Raw genomic sequence first — 25,261 nt, forward strand, 5'->3', positions numbered from 1 at the left:
TGACATGAGTGCCGTCGGAAATGAGCCGCTCGCCCGTCAGGCGCTGGCGTTCGTCCTGGCTGGCGGACGCGGCAGCCGGCTTCTGGAGCTGACCGACCGGCGCGCCAAGCCCGCGGTCTATTTCGGCGGCAAGTCCCGCATCATCGATTTCGCGCTGTCGAACGCGGTGAACTCGGGCATCCGCCGCATCGCGGTCGCAACCCAGTACAAGGCGCACAGCCTGATCCGGCATCTTCAGATGGGCTGGAACTTCTTCCGCCCCGAGCGCAACGAGAGTTTTGACATCCTGCCCGCGAGCCAGCGTGTCTCCGAGAACATGTGGTATGTCGGCACGGCGGACGCGATCTACCAGAACATCGACATCATCGAGTCGCACAACGCCCGCTTCATCGTCGTGCTCGCCGGCGACCACATCTACAAGATGGACTACGAGGTGATGCTGCGCCAGCACGTCGACAGCGGCGCCGACGTCACCGTCGGCTGCCTCGAAATGCCGCGCGCGGAATCCTCCGGCTTCGGCATCATGCATATCGACGAGAACGGCTGGATCCAGGAGTTCCTGGAAAAGCCGAAAGATCCGCCGCCGATGCCGGGCAAGCCGGACGTCTCGCTCGCCAGCATGGGGATCTACGTGTTCGATGCGAAATTCCTGTTCGACCAGCTCAAGCGCGACGCCGAGGATCCGAAGTCCAACCACGATTTCGGCAAGGACATCATTCCCTACATCGTCAAGAACGGCCGCGCGATCGCGCACCAGTTTTCCAGCTCCTGCGTCCGCTCCGGCAGCGATCCCCGCTCCTACTGGCGCGACGTCGGCACGGTCGACGCCTATTGGGCGGCCAATATCGATCTCACCGACGTAGTGCCGGAGCTCGACCTGTTCGACCGGGCCTGGCCGATCTGGTCCTACTCGGAGATCACGCCGCCCGCCAAGTTCGTCCACGACGAGGAGAGCCGGCGCGGCCAGGCCGTCAGCTCGCTGGTCTCGGGCGGCTGCATCATCTCCGGCGCCTCGCTGCGCCGTTCGCTGCTGTTCACCGGCGTGCGCATCAACTCCTACGCCAATGTCGAGAACGCCGTGATCATGCCCTATGTGAACGTCGGGCGCGGCGCGCGGCTGAAGAATGTCGTGATCGACCGCGGCGTCGAGATCCCCGAGGGGCTCGTCATCGGCGAGGATCCCGAACTCGATGCAAAGCGCTTCCGCACCACCGAGCAGGGCATTTCCCTCATCACCCAGCCGATGATCGACAGGCTCAATACATGACGCCTGTTCGCGTCCTCGCGGTCGCCTCTGAAGTCTATCCCATCGTCAAGACCGGCGGCCTCGCGGATGTCGCCGGTGCGCTGCCGATTGCGCTGAAGGCGCATGCCGTCGAGATGCGCACCCTGATGCCGGGCTATCCCGACGTGATGCGGCTGGTTTCCGGCGCAGAGGAAATCCGGCGCTGGCCGGACTATTTCGGCGGGCCGGGCCGGCTGCTCGCCGGCGCGCATGACGGGCTCGACCTGTTCGTGCTCGACGTGCCGCATCTCTATGCGCGGCCAGGCAACCCTTATGTCACGGCCGAAGGCGTCGACTGGCCGGACAATGGCGTGCGCTTTGCGGCGCTGTCGCGCGTGGCGGCCGACATCGGCCACGGCCTCGTGCCGGCCTTCGTGCCCGACATCGTGCACGCCCATGACTGGCAGGCCGGGCTCGCGCCGGCCTATCTGCACTACGACAATCGGCCACGGCCCGGCACCGTGATGACGATCCACAACATGGCCTATCAGGGCAAGTTCGCTCCCGAGCTGATCGGTGCGATCGGCCTGCCGTGGAGCTCCTTCGACGTCAACGGCCTCGAATATTTCGGCGGCATCAGCTTCCTGAAGGCCGGCCTGCAATTCGCCGATCGCATCACGACGGTGTCGCCGACCTATGCGCGGGAGATCCAGAGCGACGAGGGCGGCATGGGGCTCGGCGGCCTCTTGCGCGCTCGCGCGGGCGCATTGAGCGGGATCCTCAACGGCATCGACATCGCGGTGTGGAATCCGCAGGCCGATTCGCACATCGCCTATCGCTTCAGTGCGGAAGATCTCGCATTCCGGGCTGCGAACAAGGCGGTGCTTCAGCAACAATTCAATCTCGATTCCTCGGACGAAGCCCCCCTGCTCGGCGTCATCAGCCGGCTGTCCTGGCAGAAGGGGCTGGATCTCCTGCTCGAGGCCATTCCGACCATTTTGGGCGAAGGCATGCAGCTCGCACTGCTCGGCAGCGGCGACCGCGATCTTCAGGACCGCTACCAGGCGGCAGCGCGCGCCTATCCCGGCCGGATCGGGGTCGTGATCGGCTACGACGAGATTCTCGCTCATCTGATCCAGGCGGGCTCGGACGCGCTCATCGTGCCGTCGCGGTTCGAGCCGTGCGGCCTGACCCAGCTCTACGCGCTGCGCTATGGCGCCGTGCCGATCGTCTCCCGCGTCGGCGGTCTCGAGGATACCATCGTCGACATCGGCGAAGCCGATGCGTCCGGCCGCGATGCCACCGGCTTCAAGTTCGGCCCGGTGACGGCGGATGCCCTCGCCGGCACGCTGCGCAAGGCCAACGCGGCCTTCCACGACAAGCTGACCTGGCGGCGCCTGCAGCGAAACGGCCTTGCGACCGACGTCTCCTGGCGCAACCGCGCCGGCGACTATGCCGCGCTGTACCGGAGCCTGATCGAATCACGCCGCGCCTAGCGCATACCGGCTGAGGGCGCGCCGAATCCATGTTATAGGATCGGCATGGACCCGTTCTTGATCAAGCTGATCGGCTTTGCCGCAGCCTCCTGCACCACCGTCGCCTACGCGCCGCAGTTCATCAAGGTCTGGAAGACCCGCGCGGCGCGCGACATTTCACTCGGCATGTTTCTGGTCATGGTGCTGGGCCTGGCGCTCTGGCTCGTCTACGGCCTGCTCAGCGGCGACGCCCCGCTGATCGCCTCGAACGCCGTCACCATGCTGCTCGCCGGCGGCATTCTGGTGATGAAGCTGAGATACGGGTGAGCTTGCTCGCTCCGCGGATCGTTCTTCAGTCGGAAAAACGAAGCCGCTTGTATTGCAACTTCACCGCACGGTAGCATTCGCAGGTGGCCTTGTTGAGCTCGGCGGCGTTGACGATCTCGATGTGACCGCGGCTGAATCGAATGACGTTCGCTTCCTGGAGAGCATGGGCGACGAACGAGACGCTGTTCCGGCGAACCCCGATCATCTCCGCCATCAATTCCTGCGTGAGCTTGAAGCGGTCGCTGCCGGATAGATCCCGAACACGCAAGAGCCATCGCGCCAATCTCGCCTCGACGGTGTGGGATGCATTGCAGCCCACGGATTGCTGGGCCTGAACGAACAGGGCCTGACTGTGACGCGTCAGGCCATCCCGGAACTCGACACTCTGCTGTGCGAGAGCGCGAAGGCGGGCCGCTTCGACCTGCAGAGCCACACCCGGCACCAACACGACCGCGTGAACCAGTGCGACGGGCTCTCCCAATACGCCAAAAGTACCCAAAATGCCGTCAGGGCCGACCAACGCCACTTCGATCCGTTCTCCCGCTTCAAGTTCGACAACGAGAGACACGACGGCTGTCAGCGGAAAATGAGCCCACGCAACGGTTTGGCCAAGCTCGATCACCGAAGCCCCCTCCAGAAGCTCGACGGCCTTGAGATGCGGGCGAATGGCCGCGAAGTCGGCTGGCCTCAGCGACTTGAGAAAAGCGTTCCGGAATGGATCCGCCGATACCATCTAATTCTTCGGAAAATTCGCATAGCAATAGACACAACCATAGCGCGAAAATGAATCGAGCGAAACGGACAGAAATGGCCCGCATAAGCACTTTGGCGTGTGCATGAGCCGTTTTCTGCCGACGGCGCGATGCCCCTACTCAACTATCCCGAAGGACAATCTGGAACTTTCCGCCGATTTCACTTGCGGACGCGCGATTCAAGGCTGGCCGCCGAACATGTACGACGCCATCGCGACGTTTGCGACCTCGTCGACGAAGACGCGGTGGCCGACGTCGCTGCCGGCGGCGCCGGCCGCAACCATCAGCGGCAGCAGATGGTCCTCGCGCGGATGCGCCAGGCGCGCGCTCGGCGCGTTCTCCCAATCGACCAGCATCGCGTTGCGGCGCGCCGCATCCGGCGCGCTGATCGCCTCGTTCAGATAGGCCTCGAAATCGTAGGAGACCGGCCTGGACTCCGGCCGGTTGAAGCCGCGCATGTTGTGATAGGTGAGCCCGCTGCCGACGATCAGAATGCCTTCGTCCCGGAGCGAGGCGATCGCCTGCCCGACCTTGATGTGCTCGGCCGCATCGTAGGTCGATTTCAGCGACAAGAGCACGATCGGCATGTCGGCGTTCGGATACATCAGGCCGAGCGGCACGAAGGTGCCGTGATCAAAACCCTGATTGGCATCTTCGCGGCAATCGAGGCCGGTACCCGCGAGCAGCGCCTTCACCCTAGCTGCAAGCTCGGGCTTGCCCGGCGCCGGATATTTGAGGTGATAGGTATGCTCGGGGAAACCGTAATAGTCGTACACCATCGGCGGATGCGCCGAGGTCGACACGGTGAAGGCGTCGGCCTCCCAATGTCCGGTGATGACGAGCACGGCCTTTGGTCTTTCGGGGAGAAGCTGCGGCAGCCGCCCGAACTCCTCGGCGGTCCTGGCATATTGCACCCGTCGGTCCTCCATGAACGGCCAGGGGCCGCCGCCATGGGACAGGAACAGGGTCGGAAATCGCGTCATGGGCGAAAGCTCGTCTCGTTGACAACATGCGCGTGCGAACTGGCCGCACGATCGGCGGCGAGCATAGGCAAACCCCTATGGTTAGCAAGCCGTTAACGATTTGCCTTTCAAAATCCCCGCCATGGCCGAAGGAGTCGGCCAGAAGACGAGGACGTGAAATGAGGAAGTTTGCGCTGGGGGACGTCGTCAACAGTGACAAGGGCCGCCGCGGCGTCGTTCGCGCCGCCTTCAAGTCGCGGGAAGGCCAGCAGTTCTATGCCGTCGAGAAGGACGGCGCGATGGACTATCTGGAGGAAGACCGGCTGAGCCCGGCACCGCGCGTCGAGCTCGCGGCCTAAGTCCAGCTCATTTTCTGCTCTCACTTGCGAGCCGGTCGAGACGTTCCGCGAAGGGATCGTCTCCACTCGCGATGCGATCATTCGTGATCAGCAGCAGGCGATCGCCGCCTGCCGCCGCGTCCCAGCGTGGCAGGTCGGGACCATTGGGATCGCCGCTCCTGGCGAAGTTGATCCAGTAGCTGCGCATGCGGCTTGCGAGCTCGCGATCGCGCCGCGAGAAGATGCCGGCACCGGGTACGCCTTCCACGCCGAAGATGAACTGCAATTCCCGCCCGTGACCGCCCTCCGGATTGGTGCGCCGGGCCTCCGGCACGTAGGCGAAACGATAGCGGAAGGTCAGCGCGCCGCTTGCGGCGTGCAGACGAGCCAGCAGTCTCACCGGCTCGGAGAAGACCTTGTCGGTATAAAACCTTGCCGCAAGGTCCGAAGCTCTGGCGAGGTCGGGATAGAGCTTGGGCAGGTCATCGCTGGTGATGCCAGACGATGCTAGCGCCTCCGCGATGTCAGCTTCGCTGTCGAAATCCGTCTCGTCATCGTTGGAGCCGACGATCAGGGGAATCCGCCCTTCATGCCCGGCCGCAAAACCTGCGGCGATATCTTCCGTCACGAGGCGTCCATCGATCGTCGGCGCAAAGCCGTGCGGGAATTTCGCGAGCAGCTTCGTTTCGGCGGCAAGCAGCCGTTTGGCCTGGATCGTACGCGCGTTGATCTCCTTGCCATCAGGGCCGAGCGTCGCGACGAATTGCCGGCCCCAGGCCTCCGCCTCCTGCCGCGAGCGCAGGCGCGCCCGGCCAGGCACCGATTGCAGGATGGCTTTCTGAAACAGATCACGCACCTCGTTGCACAGCATCAACAGCGCGATCGACGTCGCGCCCGCGCCACTACCGAACAGGGTGACGTTCCCGGGATCGCCGCCGAACGCCGCGATGTTGTCGTGGACCCAATGCAACGCCGCGATCTGGTCCATCAGTCCGTAGTTTCCGGAGCCGCCTTCCGACAGCGCCGGATGCGCGAGCCAGCCGAGCGCGCCGAGGCGGAAATTCACGGTCACCACGATCAGGCCGGCCTGCGCGAGTTTCGCGCCGTCGAACATCGGATCGTTCGCAGTGCCGCCGACGAAGGCACCGTCATGAATGAACACCATCACCGGCAGCGGGCCATCGACGCCGAAGGGACGGAACACGTTGAGCGTGAGGCAATCTTCGCTCGCCTTCGGCAGCGACGGCTGGAGGCAGGGCGCGCCGTACTCATAAGCGGTGCGCATCTCGGAGCTCTCGGCCGTTGCCTCCGGCGGGCGCCAGCGCAGCGGGCCGACCGGCGGCGCTGCATAAGCGAGCCCCTTGAAGAAGGCCACCTCGCCTTCGACGCCACCGAGCATCTGGCCCTCGCGCGTCAGCGCGAATGGAAACTGTCCGACCGATTGGGCCATGGCCGAACCCGCGAGGCAAAGGAATCCGGAAACCACTGTGAGCGCAAGCAGGGACCGCATCTTTGGGGGATCTCAATGCGCGGAGAAGCTCCCCGGAAGGTTACGTCTACGACTGACGGAGAAGCAAGCTCCGGCCTTGCTTCTCCCCGCATCCGCCTTCGCCCGAAGGCGGGCTTCGGCGGACAAGAGTGCGGGGCGAGGGAGCGCACTGCGGCCAGAGCCCAACTTCATCGCAACAGCGGCTAGCCGCCCTTGCCGATGAGCTCCGCCAGCGCGCGCCGCGCGACGATGCCGAGCTCACCAAGAGTGGAGTGTCCCGCTTGCGCCGCCTCGATCAGGCGCTCTGCGATGAATCTGCGGCTGTCGTGATCGCCGCCGTGCGGCAATTGGCGGCACGTCTCCTCCAGGACGACGTCCATGTTCGCTTTCGTCCGCTCACTCAACTCTGTCATGTCGCCCGGTCGGTACGCGTGGCTTGTAACCGCAAGCATACACAGGCGGATCGTGCCTGATTAGACCGGTAAATCACGGCGATTGTGCATCGCGGTGCGTGCATTGAGGTAACCTTCGCGCGGCCACGATGACGCCGCAAACAGCTACCGAAGATTGCACTTGTTCTGATGACAAGCCCGGCCTGTGGCGATAGCGTGCCGGCAAAACAAAAGGACGGGAGGAATGCATGCCTGACGCAATGGTTGCTGCGCGTGCCTCTGACGCGGCGCGTGGAACACCCCGGCAGGTCGACGTTGCCGTGGTCGGCGCCGGATTTGCCGGCCTTTATCTTCTCCATTGCCTGCGCAAGGCCGGCTTCACGACCGTCGCCCTCGAAGAGGCCGGCGATGTCGGCGGCACCTGGTACTGGAACCGCTATCCCGGCGCGCGCTGCGATATCCAGACCATCGATTACAGCTACACTTTCGATCCGGAACTCGAGACGGCCTGGACCTGGTCGGAGAAATACGCGACCCAGCCCGAGATCCTGCGCTATCTCGGCTTCGTCGCCGACCGCTATGAGCTGCGCCGCGACATCCGCTTCGGGACCAAGGTCACGGAAGCCAAATGGGACGAGGCGACCGAGCGCTGGCAGCTCACCACCGACAATGGCGCGCCGGTCTCCTGTCGCCATTACATCATGGCGACCGGCTGCCTCTCCGCGCCAAAGCCGCCGGAGATCGACGGCGTCAAGGATTTCAAAGGCGAGGTCTATTTCACCGGCCGCTGGCCGCATGACGGCGTCAATCTCGCGGGAAAGCGCGTCGCCGTGATCGGCACGGGCTCGTCGGGCGTCCAGTCGATTCCGCTGATCGCCGAACAGGCCGCGCATCTGACCGTGTTCCAGCGCACGCCGAATTTCGCGCTGCCGGCGCACAACGGCCCCGCGCCCTCGGACCGCATGAGCCTGCTGCAAGGCGACCGCGCGGCCTATCGCGAGCAGGCGCGCCAGTCGATGGCCGGCGTGCCCTATCCGCAGCAGACGGCCGTGAGCTGGCAACTCAGCGACGCCGAGCGCCGGGCGCGGTTCGAGGAGGCGTGGGGCAAGGGCGATCTCGTCTATATCCTGACGCAACTCTGGGCCGACCAGGCGGTCGATGTCGACGGCAACAAGCTGATCTGCGATCTCATTCGCGAGAAGATCGCCGCCGTCGTGAAGGATCCCGAGACGGCGGCGGCACTGATGCCATACGACCATCCGTTCGGTGCGAAACGCCCCTGCCTCGACACCAACTATTACGCGACCTACAACCGGTCGAACGTCACGCTGGTCAATCTGCGCCAGGAGCCGATCAAGGCGATCACCGCAAGCAGCATCACCACGGCCAGGCGCAGCGTCGACGTCGACGTCATCGTGTTCGCGACCGGCTTCGACGCCATGACCGGCGCGATCCGCGCGGTGCATCCGATCACCGGGCGCGGCGGCAAGTCGCTGTCGGATGTCTGGGCACACGGGCCACAGACCTATCTCGGGCTCACGGTCGAGGGCTTCCCGAACTTCTTCATGATCACCGGTCCCGGCAGCCCCTCGGTGCTGTCGAACATGGCGGTGTCGATCGAGCAGCATGTCGACTGGGTCGTCGACCGCCTTGCCGCGCTGCGCGATGCCGGCTTCACCACGATCGAGCCGACCGAGGCGGCGCAGGCCGGCTGGGGCCGGCACATGGCCGACTGCTCGACGCTGACGCTGCACCGGCTCGCCAACACCTGGTACACGGGCGCGAACGTGCCCGGCAAGGTGCAGGGCCTGATGCCCTATACCGGCGGTGTCGGCCCCTATCGCAGCATCTGCGACGAGGTCGTCAGCCGCGGCATGCTCGGCTTCAGGCTCACCGGCCCCCACGTCGCCGCGCAGTGCAATGACGGCGAGGCGGTGCGGCTGCAACCGGATGTGCGGCTGGTGCTGAACCTGCTGGCAACGCTGAACCTGCCGCCGATCGAATCGATGGGCGCGCTCGGCGCCCGCGCCTTCGTCAACGAGTTCAACAAGGGCCGCCCGGCGGGACGGCCGATCGGCGATGTCGAGGACGGCACGCTGCCGGGCACCGACGGCCCGCTTCCCTATCGTGTCTACAAGCCCGCAGCGCCCGGGCCGCATCCGGTCGTGGTCTATTTCCACGGCGGCGGCTGGGTGCTCGGCGACGAGCAGTCGGACGATCCGTTCTGCCGCGACATGGTGCGCCGGACCGGGATGATGTTCGTCAGCGTCGGCTACCGCCACGCGCCGGAGCATCGCTTCCCGACCGCGGCTGAGGACGGCTATGCGGCGACGCGCTGGATCGCCGAGCACGCCGCCGAGCTCGGCGGCAAGCCGGGCCCGGTGCTGGTCGCCGGCTGGAGTGCCGGCGGCAACATCGCCGCCGTCACCTGCCAGCTCGCGCGCGACCGCGGCGGGCCAGACATTGCCGGCCAGCTCCTTGTGTGCCCGGTCACCGACTGCGACTTCGATCGTCCCTCCTACAACGACAATGCGACCGGCTACTTCCTGACGCGCTCGCTGATGGACTGGTTCTGGGACCTCTACTGCTCGCCGGCCGACCGAATTGACCCGCGCGTCTCGCCGCTCCGCGGCAAGGTCGCGGGCCTGCCGCCCGCCTTCGTCGTCACCTGCGAGTTCGATCCGCTGCGCGACGAGGGCATCGCTTATGCCGAAGCGATGGCCGCTGCCGGCGTGCCGGTCGAGCAGCTCAAGGCGCGCGGCCATTTCCACTCGTCCTTCACGATGGTGGACGTGGTGATCACCGGCGCGCCGGGCCGGGTGCAGATGGCCGAGGCCCTGCGGCGCTTTGCCGGGCTTCCGCCGGAGGTCAGCCTCGGCGACGAGCACAGCCACGGTCATACCAGCCCGGGGCACAGGATCGCGGCGGCCGCCAGTTGACAACAATAAGGCAGCCGGGAACCTTTTCCCGACTGCCGCGTTGTGTGCTCGTAGCATTGAGATGCAGCGTTTGGATGTAGGCCCCGGCGCGCAGATTTGCGTGCTGGGGTTCTTTTTTGCGTGAGGCCGGGCGATGGGGGACGTGGTTACGGATTCAAAGGTCGACTTCAGCGCCCGCGCCGCGCTGTATAAATGGCCGTCACTTGCCAACCAGCGCCGGCCGGACCGCGAGTCCTACCAGGTGAGCGAGGGCACGCTCGACGAATGCATCTCGGCGTTCATGGAGAAGCCGGCAGCGACCAGGCATCTCTACGAGATTCGCACGGCGGCGCAGCCGCCGCTGGTCACGGATATCCTCTCGCCCGAGCACATCATCGAGCTCTCGCGCTTGAGAGAATTTCTCTGACGGCGTGCAGACGCCATAGCTGCACATGCACGACAAGCTTCATCGACACCCATAGGAACCTTCTTCCGGTTTTTCCCGTTAACGGGGATCGGAAGCCAAGGCGTGAGTGTCCAAGATGCTTAGAGCTGACGTGCCATCTCCGGTCGTGCCCTATGGCGCAGACCAGACCCTGTTCGTGGTGATCGACCGCCGCGACGAGGCGACTGAAATCCGCATCGAGCGGAACGATCTCGAAGTCACGATCAATGAGCTCGTCGCCGGCTGCTTCAACGATCCGATCAAGGTGATCTCGTTCAACACGCTCGAGCACTGGGTGAAGGATATCTCGCCCGAGATCGCCGCCGAAATCCGGGCGCGCTGTGATATCGACCGCATCACGCTTCCCGATTATCTCAGCGATTTCGTCGAGAGCCACACCTGACCGCGCATCGTTCTCGTCGACGCGCTGCAAAGCGCAGGCAACAAGCGCCGCTCTCGCAGCGTTCGTGGAGGATTAAGCGCGCCGATATCTGCCGGCGATGACCTTGATCTCGCGGCGGCGTTCGTCGGCGAAGGCCAGGAGCCTTTCGATCGTCAGCGTATCCGTGATCCGTTTGGCGAGCCGCTCGGCACGCGCGGCCTGATCTTCGAGATACTGGATCGTATTCAAGCGTCCGCCTCCCCAAAAGCCCCGAATTGTTGGGCATCCATGGTGCGTGAGAAGCGGCTAACAGGCGGTTAAGTGGCCGTGCCTTGCAGCAACGAATCGTCCCTTACCGCACGACGTCGAGCCTGACATTGGCGAGGCCCTTGTCCACCATGCCGAGCGCCTCGGCCGCGGACGGCGAGATGTCGACCACGCGCCCGCGAACGTAGGGTCCGCGATCGTTGACCCTGACGGTCACGAAGCGGCCGGAGGAAACATCGGTGACGCGCAGCTTCGTGCCGAACGGCAGGCTGGGATGGGCTGCGGTCAGCTCGTTCTTGTCGAACCTCTCGCCGCTCGCAGTCTCCGTATCCGAATAGAAACTGGCAATGCCATGCGAGCCTGTCCGCGTGCTGCTCACCGCATCACCGGACGGACGTGCCCGGTTGGTCGGCCGTGGATACAGCGCCGCCACTCTGTGCGGCCGCTCGGCCGTGGCCTGCCGGCTGGTGCCGGCGAGATCGGCCTTCTGGCGGCCGACCGGAGATTGCGCGCAGGCCGCGAGCGAGGCCGCGGCAACGATGGCGAGCAGCAGCCGGAACGAGGTTGCGGGGGAAATCCGGGCACTTTCGGCACGTGCAAAGCGAGACATGATACGCCCCTCCGAACGGCCTCAAGTTTCGGCGGGCAATGAGGGCAGAACCTTGTCGGAAGAAAAGCGGGCCTGAGGCCAGGTTTTTTTCGCACCCGGCTGTGACGATTCCACCACACTGGCGTGTCCTGAATCGGGACAAATCAGCGAATATCAGCCTGATACGATGCGCCAGACCATCGGGCGCGCCTCCGGTTGAGCATCGCTCGCCTCGGCGCCCCCCTTCAGCAGCCGCGCCAGCTCAAGCCGATAGAGCCTTCGCCAGCCGGTTTTCAGGCTGGCGAGAAAGTCGAGCTCCCGTTGTGTCAGTGTGCCCATGAACCCGATCCGGTTTCGAGAGGCGCCGTCAGCCGACGAGGCCTGGCATCGGTTTGACGTCGGCGCTGCCGGGGAAGACCGTCTCGGCGAGCACCTTTTCCTCCACGCGCAGATGATCCCTGAGCAGACCCTTCAGCACGGCGCGCAAGTCGGTGGTCGGCTTGAGATCGCGGTCCTCGAACAGCTGCGCCGGCTTCAGGCCCGGCCAGTCCGCGATCACGCGGCCACCGGCGAGCCCGCCACCGATGAGGAAGGCGACCGTGCCCGTGCCGTGGTCGGTGCCCTGCGTGCCGTTGATGCGCGCGGTGCGGCCGAACTCGGTGACGACGGCGACCACTGTCTCGCCCCAGGCTTCGCCCGTGTTGGTCTCGATCGCGGCGAAGGCGCCGTCGAGCGCACCGAGCAGATTGTAGAGCTGGCCCGAGGCCGCGCCTTCGGCGATGTGCGTGTCCCATCCGACGAAGCCCATGGCGCCGACGCGCGGGCCGTCGGGCTTTGCAAGATAGCGCGCGGCGGTGCCGGCCGCTTCGGCGAAATAGGCGCGCACACGTGCGATGCCGGGAGGCGCCAGCGTCGGATCGTCCGACATCGGATCGCCGGTCCCCACCGCTCCGTCGAGCGAGGCGAGCTTCATGCGCGCCTGAAGCACGCTCGCAAGCTTCGGGTCGGTGTGCTGGTAGAGATCGAGCAGGCGATTCTGCGTGTCCTGGCTTGCCGGCAACAGTTTCTGCGGCACCCATGTCATGACCGGTGCGGAGCCGCGCACCACCAGCGGCGTCACCGAGCCGATGCCGAGCGCGCGACTGCCGCGCGGATCGACGCGCCCGCCGGATTCCAGTGCGACCAGCGCGCGGTTGAGCCATCCCGATGCGGTCACGCCGGGTCTGGTGAACCCGCTCTCGAGCACGTCCTGGCCGTCGAAATGCGAACGCTCGCGATAGGGCGTCGCAGTGGCGTGGACGATCGAGGCCTTGCCGCTCTTGTAGAGCCTGTGCAGGTTCGGCATCGCCGGATTGAGCGCGAAGAAGGCATCGAGCGGCAGCGCCGGCGGCTTGCCATCCAGCACCAGCGCACGATCGCCGCACAAGGAGATCCAGTCGGGATCGCCGACCGGCGCGACCGCACCGAGACCATCGAGTGCGCCGCGCAGGACGATGACGAGCAGGCGTGGATCGCGCCCTTCGGCGCGCGCGATCCGCGGCATCTGACTCCAGGCGAACAGGGTACCGGAGCCGATCAGAAGCTCGCGCCGCGTGGGCAAATGATTGTCCGAGCCCATGGTCACCTCCTCTGGAAATCCGCCGACATGAACAGCAGCGCGAGCGCCTGCTGCCGGCTTTCGGCGCGGCCGACCGCCTGCTTCACCTCGGGCGCGATCTCGGATCCGAAGACGTCTTCGATGATGACTTGCGGATCGGCCGTGCCGGTGACGCGTTCGGCAAAATAATTGGCGACGTCGAGCCGTCGGCCGACCCCGTCGATCCAGCTCGCCTCGTCGTCCGGATAGCCTTTCGGCGCCGGCGGGCGCCACAGCGCCTCGCCGAGAAGTTCCTGGCCGCCGGTGTAGCGGACAGGATCGACGCTCGTGATGCCGGTTGCGCGGACCATGCCGACCACCCATTCGCCGGGACGCTTCAGTTTTAACGGCGGCCCGCGCCAGGCCTCGTCCGACGACACCATGGCGATCGCGACCTGCTTGAGATCGCCCTCGGTGTCGCGAAAGGCCTTCGCCATCTGCGCGACCAGCGCCGGCGGCGGCTCGTCGGCGACGAAATGGCGCGCGAGCTTCGTTGCGACATGGGTCGCCGTCGCCGGATGCGCGGCGAGATCGCGCAGCACGGCGCGGCCCTGCTCGGCATCCTCCTGCTCATAGCGCTTGCCGAGCACTGTCTGTCCGCCGGGCTCGTGCAGCCGCGGATTGAAGGTGAACTCGCCGCCGTGCTCGGGATTGTCGCCGGGCGGAACGAGCGTCCATCCCGTCATGACATTGGCAAAGCTGATCACGTCGTCCTGGGTATAGCCGGTGCGCACACCTAGCGTGTGCAGCTCCATGATCTCTCGGGCGATGTTCTCGTTGAGGCCGCGGCTGCGGTTGATGCCGGCGGTCGAGTTCGCGCCCATCGAGGCGAGATTGTCGAGATAGAACAGCATCGCCGGATGCCCCTCGACGGCCAGCAGGAGATCGACGAAGCGGCCGAGCGTGTTGGCGCGAACGGCTTCGCGCTCATAGGCGCCGGACATGCTCTGGATCTTGTTGGCCGAAACGCAGAAATGGTTGGACCAGAACCACACCAGCCGCTCGGCGAAGCCGATGTCGGCTGCGAGCGCAGCCTCGGTGCGCAGCATGGCTTCCTGCAAATAGATCGGACGCCCGGGATCGGGAATGGCCTCGGCCGCTTGTTTGGCCGCCATCTCGGCGGCGTCCTTGTCGGCACTCTGTCCCTGTGCCTGTCCTTGCGTCTGATCTTCGGACATGAGGGGCGTCGCAGCCATCTGCTGCTTCTTCGCCTGCTGCTGCGCCTGTTTGGCGCGGGCCGTGCGCCGCGCATTGGCGTCGGCCACGGTGCGGTACGCCTTTGCGCTGCTGGGAAGCGCGGCCGCGGCGGTCAGCAGCAGCGGCCTGTCGAGTTCGGCGATCAGCGCGCCGCGCGGGTCGGTGCCGACGGCGGCGATCGATCCCGGTCGCGGCCCCATCCCGAAGCGATGAAGCGCGAGCACAGAACCGGCCTTTGCGGAATTGCTCATGGCGAACGCCCAATTCTTTCGCGCCAGCCGGTGGCACCTTGCTAGGCTACGATCCGTAATGCTACGGAACGTAGCATTGGCGATGCCGGCCGACAAGCGGAGATTGAGGCACTGCCATCAAGAACTCGGGAGCCGCCGGTCTGACGGACGGGCGGCTCCAACAATCCTAGAAGCTGGGCCCGAGCGCGATCTTGGTGATCGTGCCGTTCCTGACGCCGATGCGCCACTCCGCCGAGCCGTTCGCGAACTGGGCGATGTAGATGTCGCTGTCGAGCGCGGTGACGCCGCGGAACGAGATCGCGCGCAAGGCACCGAGGCGCGCCAGGATCGCCTGGTCGAACGGAAGCTGCTGGCGCGCGATGTTGGCGACCTCGGTCGTCATATGGTCGTAGTCCGGCTGTCCCTTGCCGATGCCGTCGAGATATTGCCGCAGCATCGCCTCGCTATTGGCGATCGGAACGGCGCGACGCGCGGCGCGCCCCGGCCGGGCCCCGACGTTCGCGGCCTCGACATTGTGGTAACGCGTCTGCCGCCCCGGCACCAGGATCTCCATGCATTTTCCCGACTTGTCGGCAATGACCCACGGATTGTTCACGGTGGTCAGCGCGACCCAGGTCATGTCTGACCCGACGAAGCTCTGCGCCTTGCGCTCGCCGTTCGCATCGAGATTGAAGACCTGAATGTCGTCGCCCATCTCGTTGTAGACCATGATCCGGATCGGCGAAGTGCCGGCGTGGCCGCGCACATTCGCTTCCTCCGCGCAAGGCACGATGCCCCCGAGCTCGTCATTGCCGTCGGCGCGGAAGATGACGTCGCCGGCCTTGCCGTCGGGCTCGAGCAGCAGGCGGAATTCCGCCGTGCCGTTCTCGAACTTGGCGCCATAGATGTCGTAGCCGCCAGGCCCGACGCCGCGGAAGAACAGCGACTCCACCGGGCCGAGAGCGACGAACGTCGCGTGCAATTCGTCGACCTGACGGTGGACCTTGGCGGCGAGCGGCGCGCTCATCCGATCGTAATTCGGCGTGCCATGGCGCAGATCTTCGATCCCGCGCAGGATCATCTCCTTGCCGCCGGCGACCGGGACCTGCTCGCGGAAGCGATCCGGCACTTCGGTGACACGGCGCGCGAAGTCGGCCTCGATCGCCTGCGCCACAGCCGCGTCGATCCGCGGCGCGAGACGGGCGCCGAACACCGCGTCCTGGACCAGCACGCGCGAGACCTTGGCCTGGTCGTCGCGCAGGAAGACCAGGAGATTGTCGCCATGGATCGAGAAGACGTCGGCACCTTCGGCGAGGAGCGCCGCCCGGCCCTTCACGGTTTCCTGCGCCTGGAGCCGATCCCCGTCGCGGCGCACGGTGAGCACGCGGTTCGGCGCGACCCTGTACCAGCCGACATATTGGTCGAGCGATACGGAATCGGTGGCCGCCGTCGGCACCTCGGCGACGCGAGTTGCGCGAATGTCGCGGCCGTTCATGCGCAGCATCAGCTCCGCGGAGCGGCGCTCCGCGTCGAGCGGAAACGTGATCTCGCCGGACGAGGCGGCGTAGGAGGCGGTGCCGTCATTGCCCACCGCCAGGCGCAGTTTGCGCTGCCCGGTGAGCTGGCCATAGAGTTCGTCGCCCTCGCGGAAGATCGCGAACACCGAGGCCGGGCCCATCGCGTAGAAATTGACGAACGGGCGGTAATGCTGGGCCGGCACGTCGCCGAGACCCGCCGCGACGGGCGCGGGATCCGGCGTGCGATAGGCGATCATGCCGGCGGACACGATCACGACCGGAACGATCGCGGCCGCGATCCACAGCCGCTTGCGCCAGCCGACCGCGACAGGCATCGCGGCAGCCGCGATGATGCGCTCGATGCGGGCGCGCACGGTGGAGGCCCGCGCCATCGCGAGCTCCATCGGCCGCGGCTTCACGCCGGTTGCGACATCAAGCAGGATTTCGGCATAGGACAGCCGGTCGTCGATCACCGCGATCGCCTGGGCATCGCTGATGATCTCGGCAAGCTCGGCAAGGCGCGCAAGCTGCCACCACGAGAACGGGCTGAACCAGAACACCGCGCGGTTGAGGGACGCGAGCAGGAGGACGTAGAAATCGCGGTTGGCGACATGCGCGCCCTCATGGGCGAGCACCGCGAGGCGCTTCTTCGCATCCCAGCCGGCAAATTGCGGCGGCACCAGAATGGTCGAGCCGAACGTCACGGGGCCGCCGACGTCGCGGCTAACGCGCACGTCGGCGTCGATCAGGTGCACACCCTTCACCGGCTTCGCCGCGCGCGCCAGGCGCCAGGTCAGGCCGAGGCCGATCGCGAGCCGCAGCAGCAACAGGCTGGCGACGCCGGCATAGACCACCGTGGCTGCCAGCCGCCAGTCTATCGACGCAACGCTTTTCACCGGCGGCGCAATGGCCGCACCGTGCGCAATCGGCAACGCCGGCTGCGGCGTCTCCAGCATCGACATGTCGGCCGGCCACAATTCGTCCGGCACCGGCACGGACAAGGGCAGCCGGTCGATGGTGAGCGTCGGCCAATGCATCACGAATGGCATCGCGAGCGAGGCCAGCAGCACGACGACCCACGCCGTCATGTGGACGTGCGGATTGCGCACGCGAAACAGGTTGAGACCGAACCAGACGACGCCTCCCAGCACGAAGGAGCGCAGCGCCGCCTCAGCCAGAGTTGCGATCATTCTTTCTTCACTCCCCTCGCCTTCTTCGCCTTGGCCACCTGGTCGGCCAGCGTGCGCAATTGCTGCTGGTCGAGCATCGCATTGTCCACCATGCCGACGAGGACCTCTTCCATCGAGCCATTGCAGAACCAGTCGACGATGCGCTGCACCGCCTTGGCGGCAACCCGCGAGCGCTCTTCGGCCGCGTGGTAGACATAGGTGCGTCCGTCCACGGTGTGGTGAGCATAGCCCTTTTCCTCGAGCCGGCGCAGCACCGTGCGGACGGTGGATTCCTTCAGACGCCGCGACAGCCGCTCGCGCACGACCTCGGCCGTAACGGGACCATGGGCCCAAACCAATTGCATGACCTCGTGCTCGAGGTCGCCCAGTTCGGGCATACGATCGTCCATGGCATCTGACCTTGCGGATTGAGTTCTTCTTGTAATGCTACAGAGCGTCGCATATAGGGCCGCGCCGCGCAACGGCGATTCCACCTGAAATGGTGGCGGCGGCTGACCTAACCGGCGGCCAGGCTGGGCGAGAGCATGAGAGGCCGTCATGCCCGGGCTTGTCCCGGGCATCCACGTTCGTCGTCCCGCGCGGTAAGGCGTGGATGGCCGGGACATAGGCGAGCGGAAGCGACGCCGTCCTTCGGACGGCTAAGCCCGGCCATGACGACGTGGAAGCATTCAGTACTTCGGCTCGTACATCTGCGACTGGACCAGGGCCTTCACGTCGTTGGGCGCGGGGCCGTCGGCGAGCCCGCGCTGATAGGCGACGTCTGCCACCGCGGCGGCAATGCGGGCCGAGACCTCGCGGATGCGGGGGAGCGCCGGATAGAGGCTGCCCTGCGCGAGGTCATCCTTGCCGACGCAATCGGCGAGCGAATGCGCGGCGGCCATGAACATCTCGTCGGTGACGAGACGCGAGCGGGTGGCGATGACGCCGAGGCCGACGCCGGGGAAGATGTAGGAGTTGTTGCCCTGGCGCGGCACGAAGGTGCGGCCGTTGAGCGTCACCGGATCATACGGGCTGCCGCAGGCGAACAGCGCGCGGCCATCGGTGTAGCGATAGGCATCCTCCGCCGAGCATTCGGCCTTCGAGGTCGGATTGGAGAGCGCGAACACGATCGGATGTTCGTTGAGTTCGGCCATCGCCTTGAGCACGTCGGGCGTGAAGGCGCCGCCGACCGCGGCGACGCCGATGATCGCCGTCGGCTTCAGCGTCTTGATCGCGGTGAGGAAGTCGGTGATCGGCGCCTGGTCGGCATGCGCATAGCGGAGCTTGTGACCGGACAGGCCATTCCGACCGCTGACGACGAGGCCGCGGGAATCCACCAGCCAGTTGCGGCGGAGCGCCTCGGCCTCGGTGGCGCCCTCGGCCATCATGGCGGAGACCACGAGATCGGCGATGCCGGTCGCCGCCTCGCCCGCGCCGAGGAACAGGATTTTCTGATCCTTCAGCTTGCCGCCGGAGACGCGCAGACCTGAGAACAGGCCGGCAAGCGCCACCGCCGCGGTGCCCTGGATGTCGTCGTTGAAGACGCAGGCTTCGTCGCGATATTTGTGCAGCAGCTTGAACGCCGCGTGATTGGCGAAATCCTCGAACTGGATCAGCACGCCCGGGAACGTCTTTTGCGCGGCGACCATGAACTCGTCGACGAAGCTGTCATAGGCCTCGCCCGTGAGCCGGCGCTCGCGCAAACCGAGGTAATAGGGATCCTTGAGCAGCTCTTCATTGTTGGTGCCGACGTCGAGCACAACAGGCAGGCAGTGCTCGGGATGCACGCCGGCGCAGGCCGAATAGAGCGAGAGCTTGCCGACCGGAATACCCATGCCGTTGGCGCCGAGATCGCCGAGGCCCAGGATGCGCTCGCCGTCGGTCACGACGATCAGCCTGGCCGGATAGGGCCAGTTCTTCAGGATCTCCGCGATCTGGCCGCGATCGCGCGAGGAGATGAACATGCCGCGCGGCCGCTGGAAGATCAGGCCGTATTTCTGGCAGGCGAGCCCGACCGTCGGCGTGTAGATGATCGGCTGGATCTCGTCGATATTGTCGACCACGACGCGGAAGAACAGCGCCTCGTTGCGGTCATGCAGCGCATTCAGCGCGACATATTTTTCGAGATCGGTCGGCAGCGTGCGCAGATTGGTGAGCACGCGATCGGCCTGCGTCTCCATCGTCAGCACGCAAGGCGGCAAGAGGCCGCGCAGGCCGAGCGCCGCGCGCTCCGCCTCCGTGAAGGCGGTACCCTTGTTGAGCAAGGGATCGCGCAGCAGCGCCATGCCGTGCGATTGATCGGACGATGACGACTGGGCCGCGACCCGGGCAGGTCTATTCACGAATTCCCCCAAGGAGTTTCTTATTGAACCGTAGTCATTGTCGGCCAGCGCTCCCCAGAGATCAAGGACATAGGACTCATGTGTCGATGATGATCTCGCACCGCAGCGAGAATTTTAGTGCAGATCGCAGATCACGCGCGAGGCAAGGGTTAACGTCGCAACGCTCCTGTTCCTCATGGTGAGGGATTGAGAGCGGCCCCTCTCTCCCCTCGTCATTCCGGGGCGCGCGTCAGCGCGAGCCCGGAATCCATTGCACGGCCGTCTCTGCGGCCCGATGGATTCTCAGGTGCGCAATTGCGCACCATAGCTCGCGACTTCGTCGCGCCCCGGAATGACGAGAAGCCTCACAATCTGTCAGGATGAGGGAGTGTCATGCGGCTGCAGCACTATTCAGGCTTGATATCGGCGGCCTTCACGATCGGCCACCATTTCTCGGTCTCGGCCTTCTGGAAGGCGGCGAGCGCCGCAGGCGATTGCTGGTCCGGCGGCGGAATCTCCTGCCCCAATTCGCCGAAGCGCTGCTTGACCGAGGGATCAGCGAGCACGGCGGCGATGGCCGTGTTGAGCCTTGTGACGATGTCCTTCGGCGTGTTCTTCGGTGCCCAGATGCCGTGCCAGTAGGAGATGTAGAGGCCGGGCAGCCCCGCCTCGTCGACCGTCGGAATATCAGGCGCGGATGCAAGCCTTGTCGGCGAGGTCACGGCGAACGCCTTGATCGCACCATTCTTGTATTGCGGCAGCGAGTTCGAGGCCTGGTCGAACATGATGTCGATCTGGCCGGCCACGAGATCGATCATGGCGGGCCCCGCGCCGCGATAGGGCACGAACTGGAAGTCGGTCCCGGTCTTCGCCTTGAAGAAAACGCCGGCGACATGGGCGCCGGTGCCGGCGCCGGCCGTCCCGGCGGTGGCCTTGCCGGGGTTGGCCTTCAGCCACGTGATCATCTCTTTCAGACTGCTGGCCTCGAGCGACTTCCGGCCGACGATGAGCTGCGTCCCCATCGCAATTGTCGCGACCGGCTCGAAATCGGCTATGACGTCGTAGGGCAGCTTGAAGATCGCACCATTGAGCACATGCGTGCCCCAATGTCCGATGGTGATCGTCGTGCCGTCAGGGGTTGCGCGCGCGACGCGGGCGCCGGCGATGCTGCCGGAGGCGCCCGCGACGTTCTCGACCACCACCGTCGTGTGCAGCTCGGCAGCGATTCGTTCGGACAGGATTCGCGCCAGCGTGTCGGTCGGCCCGCCCGCCGCAAACGGCACCACGAGCGTAATGGGGCGCGATGGAAAGGGCTGGGCGCCCGCCGGCGCGGTCCCTGCCGCGCATCCGATCAACACGCCTATGACGATCAGATGACCGCGTAGTCCGCCCCACAGCCCCCGCATCGTTCTCCCCTACCCTTTTTGCCGCCCGCATGTTGTCAGCGGGCTGAAGCCGGAGTGAACGCCGCCGCGTAAGCGGAGGCAAGGGAGAAGTTCGTCGAGCCTCTATCCGGCCGCCCGCCGCGGGGTCAGGGTGGCCGCGTTGTCTGCCGGCGGCGCGATCTGCATCAGGATGGTCTGGGTCGCGGACGCGACCTCGATGCCGTTCTGCTGGAAGCGCTGCTTCATGCGGCGGTTGAACTCGCGCTGGACCGGCCAGCGGCCGGCCTCGGTGCAGCGGATCTGGCCGACGATCGACACCATCGCACCATCGACCTTGTCGACGCCCCAGAGCTCGAGGTCGCCGCGGATCAGCGCGCGGAAGTCACCCTCGCGGCGCATCTCGTCGACGATGTCCTTGAGGATCTGACCGGCGCGGTCGGTGTCCTCCTTGTAGGCCACGTTGACGCTGACGGAGGCGTTGCCGGCACCGCGACTGGCATTGGTGATGGTCGTGACCGCGCTGAACGGCACGATGTGCACGGCACCGTCGCCCGCGCGCAGGCGGATGGTGCGGATCGAGACGTTCTCGACGACGCCTGACAGCCCCGACACGCTGACGTTGTCGCCCACCTGCACCGTGTTCTCCAGCAGCAGGAACAGGCCGGTGATGAGATCCTGCACCAGTTTTTGCGAACCGAAACCGATGGCGATGCCGACGATGCCGGCGCCTGCCAGCAGCGGGGCGACATTGACGCCGATCTCACTGAGCGCCGTGAGGCCGACGACGGCGGCGATCACGCAGAGCAGCGCGGTGCGCAGCATCGGCTGGAAGGTCCGCAGGCGCGCGGCGCGGGCGTAGTGCCCGTCGCGGGACAGCGCATTGATCTGGCGATCCAGCAGCGCGTTGCTGATTTCCCAGATCGCCGCAGCGACGAATACGGCGACGCCGATCGTCGCCACGGCCGAGATCAGCCGGCTGCCGATCTGGCCGCCATAGAACCAGACGATGGCGTCCACGCCCCAGACTTCGAGCACGGCCACGAAGCCGATGAAGGCGATCACGCCAGATACGATCTTGCGCAGCAGCGGCAGATAGCGGTTGGCCCGGATTTCCAGCCCCGGAAAGCGCTGGAGGATCTCCGGCTTGATGCGGAAGCCGCGGTCGATCAGGCCCAGCGTCAGCATGATGGCGACGCGCGTGATCAGCGCCACCACGATCGTGCCGACGAAATACTGCAGCAGCAGCGCATAGCCGTTGCGGATGTTCAGCGCCCACACGGCCCACAGTGCAAGATCGAGCGCGATCGCGAGATAGTGCCAGCCACCGGCGATGCGGTTGCGCAGGCGCGCCGCGATCCCCGGCCGCTCGGCGGGCGCGCGAATGGCCTCGGCGACCTGGCGGCGGCATTGCAGGATGATGACGACGATGAAGAGATGCACCACCAGCATCACCATGCGCAGCAGCGCGGCGTACCCGGCGCGATGCAGACCGAGCAGCAGCGCCACATTGGCGAAAGCGATGCCGGAGACGCCGACGCCGACGATGCGTCGTGCCCAGATCTCGATATAGGCCGCGGTCTCGGCCCGAACCGGAAGCAGGCCGAACGGCCCCACCAGCGCGCGAACCACGCAGATGAGCCCGCGCGAGAACGCATAGGCGTTGCCGACCGCGAGGATCACGAGGCGGACGGTCGTGGGCTCGCCGATCTCCGTTCCGAGCAGCGCGGTGGCAATGCCCACGAAAACGAACACGGGAAGCAATTCGAGCACCAGGCGCCCCAGCACGAACGGCAACCGCAGCAGGACTTGCCAGATCCGCATCAGACTGTGGCGACGCTTGTGCAGTTCGGGCGCCGGGGTGACATCGGCCACCGATGACGGTGGATCGGCGACGAGCGTCGCGTGCGCCGGCAGATGCGCGGTCTGGGGCACGCGTCCTTCCAGGAACGCGACCGGACGGCGGATCAGACGAAAGATCACCCATTCGGCGGAGAGGGCGCAGCCGAGCACCAGCGCGAGCTTCCAGGCGATCTCGATCAGGAGATTGTAGGCCGCGGGATCGTTCGCGGTTCGCACGATCCAGTAGTAGAAGGCCGGGAAGTGTGTGAGCGTCCGCGCCACGCTGGCGATCTCGCCCGAGATCTCGCCGATCTGCTCCGATACCGTGAGCAGGAGCTGCGCACCGAGGCCGTCGGCCGAAAGCGGGATCGGCGATTTCTGTTCGGGCGCGGACGACGCAGGCTGCTGCTGACCGGATACATTCGCGATCGCGCGTAGCGTGTCGATCATCTGAGCGCGTTTCTGGTCGTCCTGCAGCGTCTCCAGCGCGCGCCTGGCCTCGTCCGGCGACAGCGTGGCCGCACCATTGGTCGCCGGCGCACGCTGCTCGGCGTGGGCGCCGGCGAGAGACGAGATGGCGAGGAAGAGCGCTGCGAGGAGCGCCGAGGCAAGCTTATGCGACACGAGGATTCCTTGAAAAAATGAATGCGCCCGCGGCGACGGGGCCGTCACCGCCGAAGCACGTGCGTCATGTCGGATGGTTGTTATTCGCCCCGCCGCTGTGTCGGAAGTTGGCCAAGGAGGCGACATTCTCTTGGCATTTGCCGCGATGCAAGAAACAGAAACCCGCTCCCGACACGGCGAAATGCCGGCTCGCGGCCGTGCATCGATACAACTACACTCACGCCAAAACCTCTCCCGTCATTCCGGAACGGCTCCGGAACGACGGCGAGGAGGAGGAGGAGGAGAAATCAAGTGTGATGCTGTTCGCTCCGCGCGACCTCGACTGGATGTATGCGAGAGCGTGCAAAGCACAGCGCCGGGCAGGTAGGGGCCTTGCCTCACTGATGGAGCCCGCTAAACCTTGACCCGGCGTGCCGTTCGCGGTTTTTGCCGCTATGCGATAGTCCGAACGAGCCCCATCGCACTTAACGCGGCTGGATCTGCGGAGGTGGTGTCATAGACCTCCCCTTGCTCATGATGTGGACGTTGCGCGTCGCGTATTCGCGACCACGATCATGCTCCTCCCGTGACATAGGACTGTCAAGCGGGATCGCGGGCTTTGAAATCACATTTGAGGCAGCGTTCCAGGTAGTTCCCGCGACAGATTGGCTGCATGCGGCGGCGGAATAAATCCCTCATAGCAGCGTTTGTGTCGAAGAGAATATCCGCGTCGCCCCTCGTTCTTTTCCAGAAAGCCAGAGATGAAAGCATTCATTTGCATCGCCGTTCTTGCGGCCCTCGCGACCGGATCAGCGTTCGCGCAAACCCCGCCGCAGACCTCCACCAGGAAGGTGGACGGCACCGACAACGTCTACATCTTCCGCTATGGCGGCCATCAGTCGATGTTCGTGGTGACGCCGAAGGGCGTGATCGCGACCGACCCGATCTCCTACTTGCGGCCCGCGAAGCCCTATATCGACGCGATCAAGGCGGTCACCGACAAGCCGATCAAATACGTCGTCTACAGCCATCATCACTACGACCACATCGCCGGCGGCCAGCCATTCAAGGAACTCGGCGCCACCTTCATCGCACATCGGCGGACCAAGGAGCGTCTGCTCGAGCTGAAGAAGCAGAATGCGCTGCTCGCCGACGTCGTGATGCCGGATCAGGTGGTGGACGACAAGAAGAGCATCACGCTCGGCGGCACCACGCTGGAGCTGAACTATGTCGGCCGCAACCATTCCGACAATTCGCTGGTGATGCGGCTGCCGAAGGAGAAGATCGTGTTCGTGGTCGATTTCGCGCCGATCGAGTCCGTCCAGTTCCGCAACATCCCCGACAATGCCTCGCCGCTGGAATATATCGCCTCGCTGAAGAAGCTGGCGTCACTCGACTGGGAGCAGATGATCCCCGGCCACCCCAACGCCGGCGGGCGGCTCGGCACCAAGAAGGACGTCGAGGACGACGTCGCCTACATGGAGGACCTCTCCGCCGAGGTGAAGAAGGCGGCTGACGCCGGCAAATGCTTCGACACCGCCATGAAGGAGGTGAAGCTGCCGAAATACGAGAAGTGGGCGAATTACGAGACCGCCCTGCCCGCCAATGTCGAGCGCTTCTGCTACTGGTGGGGACGCGGGTACTAAGGGACGGCGTACTCGGACGCGACGAGCTTCGCTCGCGCTGGGATCGCAGGGTGGGCAAGGCGCGTCAGCGCCGTGCCCACCACCTCTATCCAGGCGAAGATCGGTGGGCACGCTTCGCTTTGCCCAGCCTACGAGATCAGAGATCGCGGCTACGAAC

The 25,261-nt window shown here is 65.6% G+C and carries 22 protein-coding genes; 8 read left to right on the top strand and 14 right to left on the bottom strand.

What is annotated here, in order from left to right; all coding sequences use genetic code 11:
• Positions 1 to 4: 4 nt before the first annotated feature.
• The 3 genes from glgC to A3M7_RS0133800 are packed head-to-tail and all read left to right on the top strand — an operon-like array spanning position 5 to position 3,027.
• Positions 5 to 1,267 carry a glucose-1-phosphate adenylyltransferase gene (gene glgC / locus A3M7_RS0133790; RefSeq protein ID WP_027547870.1) on the top strand — a complete coding sequence of 421 codons (1,263 nt, stop codon included), beginning with the start codon at positions 5 to 7 and terminating at the stop codon, positions 1,265 to 1,267.
• The gene (gene glgA / locus A3M7_RS0133795) at positions 1,264 to 2,721 is read left to right on the top strand and encodes a glycogen synthase GlgA (protein ID WP_027547871.1); all 1,458 of its coding nucleotides are present in this window, start codon (positions 1,264 to 1,266) and stop codon (positions 2,719 to 2,721) included. The genes glgC and glgA overlap by 4 nt, the downstream gene beginning before the upstream one ends.
• Before the next feature lie 45 nt (positions 2,722 to 2,766).
• On the top strand, positions 2,767 to 3,027 hold the full coding sequence (locus A3M7_RS0133800) for a SemiSWEET transporter (protein ID WP_027547872.1): 261 nt from the start codon (positions 2,767 to 2,769) through the stop codon (positions 3,025 to 3,027).
• Between the two features lie 25 nt (positions 3,028 to 3,052).
• Here the strand turns inward: A3M7_RS0133800 and A3M7_RS0133805 are convergent, their stop codons facing one another.
• Positions 3,053 to 3,760 (bottom strand): Crp/Fnr family transcriptional regulator, encoded by a 708-nt coding sequence (locus tag A3M7_RS0133805; protein ID WP_027547873.1) that lies wholly within the window; start codon positions 3,758 to 3,760, stop codon positions 3,053 to 3,055.
• Positions 3,761 to 3,958: 198 nt separating this feature from the next.
• Positions 3,959 to 4,762: a class III extradiol ring-cleavage dioxygenase gene (locus A3M7_RS0133810; protein WP_027547874.1), complete on the bottom strand. Its 804-nt coding sequence runs from the start codon at positions 4,760 to 4,762 to the stop codon at positions 3,959 to 3,961.
• A gap of 158 nt (positions 4,763 to 4,920) precedes the next feature.
• On the opposite strand from A3M7_RS0133810, the gene A3M7_RS0133815 reads away from it, so the two are divergent.
• Positions 4,921 to 5,100, top strand: coding sequence for a hypothetical protein (locus A3M7_RS0133815; protein ID WP_027547875.1), 180 nt, complete (start codon positions 4,921 to 4,923; stop codon positions 5,098 to 5,100).
• Positions 5,101 to 5,107: 7 nt separating this feature from the next.
• Here the strand turns inward: A3M7_RS0133815 and A3M7_RS0133820 are convergent, their stop codons facing one another.
• Both A3M7_RS0133820 and A3M7_RS0133825 read right to left on the bottom strand, forming a co-directional pair.
• Positions 5,108 to 6,589 carry a carboxylesterase/lipase family protein gene (locus tag A3M7_RS0133820; protein WP_027547876.1) on the bottom strand — a complete coding sequence of 494 codons (1,482 nt, stop codon included), beginning with the start codon at positions 6,587 to 6,589 and terminating at the stop codon, positions 5,108 to 5,110.
• A gap of 182 nt (positions 6,590 to 6,771) precedes the next feature.
• Complete coding sequence (locus A3M7_RS0133825) at positions 6,772 to 7,020, bottom strand: hypothetical protein (protein WP_027547877.1); 249 nt, start codon at positions 7,018 to 7,020, stop codon at positions 6,772 to 6,774.
• 188 nt (positions 7,021 to 7,208) lie between these two features.
• On the opposite strand from A3M7_RS0133825, the gene A3M7_RS0133830 reads away from it, so the two are divergent.
• The 3 genes from A3M7_RS0133830 to A3M7_RS50005 all read left to right on the top strand — a co-directional run bounded on the left by A3M7_RS0133830 (position 7,209) and on the right by A3M7_RS50005 (position 10,726).
• Entirely contained in the window at positions 7,209 to 9,899 is a 2,691-nt protein-coding gene (locus A3M7_RS0133830) for an alpha/beta hydrolase fold domain-containing protein (RefSeq protein ID WP_027547878.1), read from the top strand.
• Between the two features lie 133 nt (positions 9,900 to 10,032).
• Complete coding sequence (locus A3M7_RS0133835) at positions 10,033 to 10,305, top strand: hypothetical protein (protein WP_027547879.1); 273 nt, start codon at positions 10,033 to 10,035, stop codon at positions 10,303 to 10,305.
• Positions 10,306 to 10,420: 115 nt separating this feature from the next.
• Positions 10,421 to 10,726: a hypothetical protein gene (locus tag A3M7_RS50005; RefSeq protein ID WP_027547880.1), complete on the top strand. Its 306-nt coding sequence runs from the start codon at positions 10,421 to 10,423 to the stop codon at positions 10,724 to 10,726.
• A gap of 72 nt (positions 10,727 to 10,798) precedes the next feature.
• Here the strand turns inward: A3M7_RS50005 and A3M7_RS50010 are convergent, their stop codons facing one another.
• The 10 genes from A3M7_RS50010 to A3M7_RS0133890 form a co-directional block, all read right to left on the bottom strand.
• The gene (locus A3M7_RS50010; RefSeq protein WP_198033862.1) at positions 10,799 to 10,954 is read right to left on the bottom strand and encodes a hypothetical protein; all 156 of its coding nucleotides are present in this window, start codon (positions 10,952 to 10,954) and stop codon (positions 10,799 to 10,801) included.
• A 103-nt stretch (positions 10,955 to 11,057) separates the two neighbouring features.
• Complete coding sequence (locus tag A3M7_RS0133850) at positions 11,058 to 11,582, bottom strand: septal ring lytic transglycosylase RlpA family protein (RefSeq protein ID WP_027547881.1); 525 nt, start codon at positions 11,580 to 11,582, stop codon at positions 11,058 to 11,060.
• Between the two features lie 153 nt (positions 11,583 to 11,735).
• Complete coding sequence (locus tag A3M7_RS50015; protein ID WP_198033863.1) at positions 11,736 to 11,900, bottom strand: hypothetical protein; 165 nt, start codon at positions 11,898 to 11,900, stop codon at positions 11,736 to 11,738.
• A gap of 28 nt (positions 11,901 to 11,928) precedes the next feature.
• Positions 11,929 to 13,179: a DUF1501 domain-containing protein gene (locus A3M7_RS0133860; RefSeq protein WP_027547882.1), complete on the bottom strand. Its 1,251-nt coding sequence runs from the start codon at positions 13,177 to 13,179 to the stop codon at positions 11,929 to 11,931.
• Positions 13,180 to 13,181: 2 nt separating this feature from the next.
• Complete coding sequence (locus tag A3M7_RS0133865) at positions 13,182 to 14,645, bottom strand: DUF1800 family protein (protein WP_027547883.1); 1,464 nt, start codon at positions 14,643 to 14,645, stop codon at positions 13,182 to 13,184.
• Between the two features lie 166 nt (positions 14,646 to 14,811).
• Entirely contained in the window at positions 14,812 to 17,331 is a 2,520-nt protein-coding gene (locus A3M7_RS0133870; protein WP_027547884.1) for a M56 family metallopeptidase, read from the bottom strand.
• Positions 17,328 to 17,720 carry a BlaI/MecI/CopY family transcriptional regulator gene (locus A3M7_RS0133875; protein ID WP_027547885.1) on the bottom strand — a complete coding sequence of 131 codons (393 nt, stop codon included), beginning with the start codon at positions 17,718 to 17,720 and terminating at the stop codon, positions 17,328 to 17,330. The genes A3M7_RS0133870 and A3M7_RS0133875 overlap by 4 nt, the downstream gene beginning before the upstream one ends.
• Positions 17,721 to 17,999: 279 nt before the next feature.
• Positions 18,000 to 19,652, bottom strand: coding sequence for an NAD-dependent malic enzyme (locus tag A3M7_RS0133880; RefSeq protein ID WP_084302764.1), 1,653 nt, complete (start codon positions 19,650 to 19,652; stop codon positions 18,000 to 18,002).
• Positions 19,653 to 20,038: 386 nt separating this feature from the next.
• The gene (locus A3M7_RS0133885) at positions 20,039 to 21,037 is read right to left on the bottom strand and encodes a tripartite tricarboxylate transporter substrate binding protein (RefSeq protein ID WP_027547887.1); all 999 of its coding nucleotides are present in this window, start codon (positions 21,035 to 21,037) and stop codon (positions 20,039 to 20,041) included.
• A gap of 102 nt (positions 21,038 to 21,139) precedes the next feature.
• Positions 21,140 to 23,479 (bottom strand): mechanosensitive ion channel domain-containing protein, encoded by a 2,340-nt coding sequence (locus A3M7_RS0133890; protein ID WP_027547888.1) that lies wholly within the window; start codon positions 23,477 to 23,479, stop codon positions 21,140 to 21,142.
• Between the two features lie 740 nt (positions 23,480 to 24,219).
• Here A3M7_RS0133890 and A3M7_RS0133900 point away from each other — a divergent pair.
• The gene (locus A3M7_RS0133900) at positions 24,220 to 25,104 is read left to right on the top strand and encodes an MBL fold metallo-hydrolase (RefSeq protein ID WP_027547890.1); all 885 of its coding nucleotides are present in this window, start codon (positions 24,220 to 24,222) and stop codon (positions 25,102 to 25,104) included.
• Positions 25,105 to 25,261 lie beyond the last annotated feature (157 nt).

This window comes from Bradyrhizobium sp. WSM2254, assembly GCF_000472645.1.
GTDB lineage: Bacteria > Pseudomonadota > Alphaproteobacteria > Rhizobiales > Xanthobacteraceae > Bradyrhizobium > Bradyrhizobium niftali.

Coding starts and splice junctions, on each gene's coding strand:
- glgC (WP_027547870.1), top strand. CDS start 5: ATGAGTGCCGTCGGAAATGAGCCGCTCGCCCGTCAGGCGCTGGCGTTC.
- glgA (WP_027547871.1), top strand. CDS start 1,264: ATGACGCCTGTTCGCGTCCTCGCGGTCGCCTCTGAAGTCTATCCCATC.
- A3M7_RS0133800 (WP_027547872.1), top strand. CDS start 2,767: ATGGACCCGTTCTTGATCAAGCTGATCGGCTTTGCCGCAGCCTCCTGC.
- A3M7_RS0133805 (WP_027547873.1), bottom strand. CDS start 3,760: ATGGTATCGGCGGATCCATTCCGGAACGCTTTTCTCAAGTCGCTGAGG.
- A3M7_RS0133810 (WP_027547874.1), bottom strand. CDS start 4,762: ATGACGCGATTTCCGACCCTGTTCCTGTCCCATGGCGGCGGCCCCTGG.
- A3M7_RS0133815 (WP_027547875.1), top strand. CDS start 4,921: ATGAGGAAGTTTGCGCTGGGGGACGTCGTCAACAGTGACAAGGGCCGC.
- A3M7_RS0133820 (WP_027547876.1), bottom strand. CDS start 6,589: ATGCGGTCCCTGCTTGCGCTCACAGTGGTTTCCGGATTCCTTTGCCTC.
- A3M7_RS0133825 (WP_027547877.1), bottom strand. CDS start 7,020: ATGCTTGCGGTTACAAGCCACGCGTACCGACCGGGCGACATGACAGAG.
- A3M7_RS0133830 (WP_027547878.1), top strand. CDS start 7,209: ATGCCTGACGCAATGGTTGCTGCGCGTGCCTCTGACGCGGCGCGTGGA.
- A3M7_RS0133835 (WP_027547879.1), top strand. CDS start 10,033: ATGGGGGACGTGGTTACGGATTCAAAGGTCGACTTCAGCGCCCGCGCC.
- A3M7_RS50005 (WP_027547880.1), top strand. CDS start 10,421: ATGCTTAGAGCTGACGTGCCATCTCCGGTCGTGCCCTATGGCGCAGAC.
- A3M7_RS0133850 (WP_027547881.1), bottom strand. CDS start 11,582: ATGTCTCGCTTTGCACGTGCCGAAAGTGCCCGGATTTCCCCCGCAACC.
- A3M7_RS50015 (WP_198033863.1), bottom strand. CDS start 11,900: ATGGGCACACTGACACAACGGGAGCTCGACTTTCTCGCCAGCCTGAAA.
- A3M7_RS0133860 (WP_027547882.1), bottom strand. CDS start 13,179: ATGGGCTCGGACAATCATTTGCCCACGCGGCGCGAGCTTCTGATCGGC.
- A3M7_RS0133865 (WP_027547883.1), bottom strand. CDS start 14,645: ATGAGCAATTCCGCAAAGGCCGGTTCTGTGCTCGCGCTTCATCGCTTC.
- A3M7_RS0133870 (WP_027547884.1), bottom strand. CDS start 17,331: ATGATCGCAACTCTGGCTGAGGCGGCGCTGCGCTCCTTCGTGCTGGGA.
- A3M7_RS0133875 (WP_027547885.1), bottom strand. CDS start 17,720: ATGGACGATCGTATGCCCGAACTGGGCGACCTCGAGCACGAGGTCATG.
- A3M7_RS0133885 (WP_027547887.1), bottom strand. CDS start 21,037: ATGCGGGGGCTGTGGGGCGGACTACGCGGTCATCTGATCGTCATAGGC.
- A3M7_RS0133900 (WP_027547890.1), top strand. CDS start 24,220: ATGAAAGCATTCATTTGCATCGCCGTTCTTGCGGCCCTCGCGACCGGA.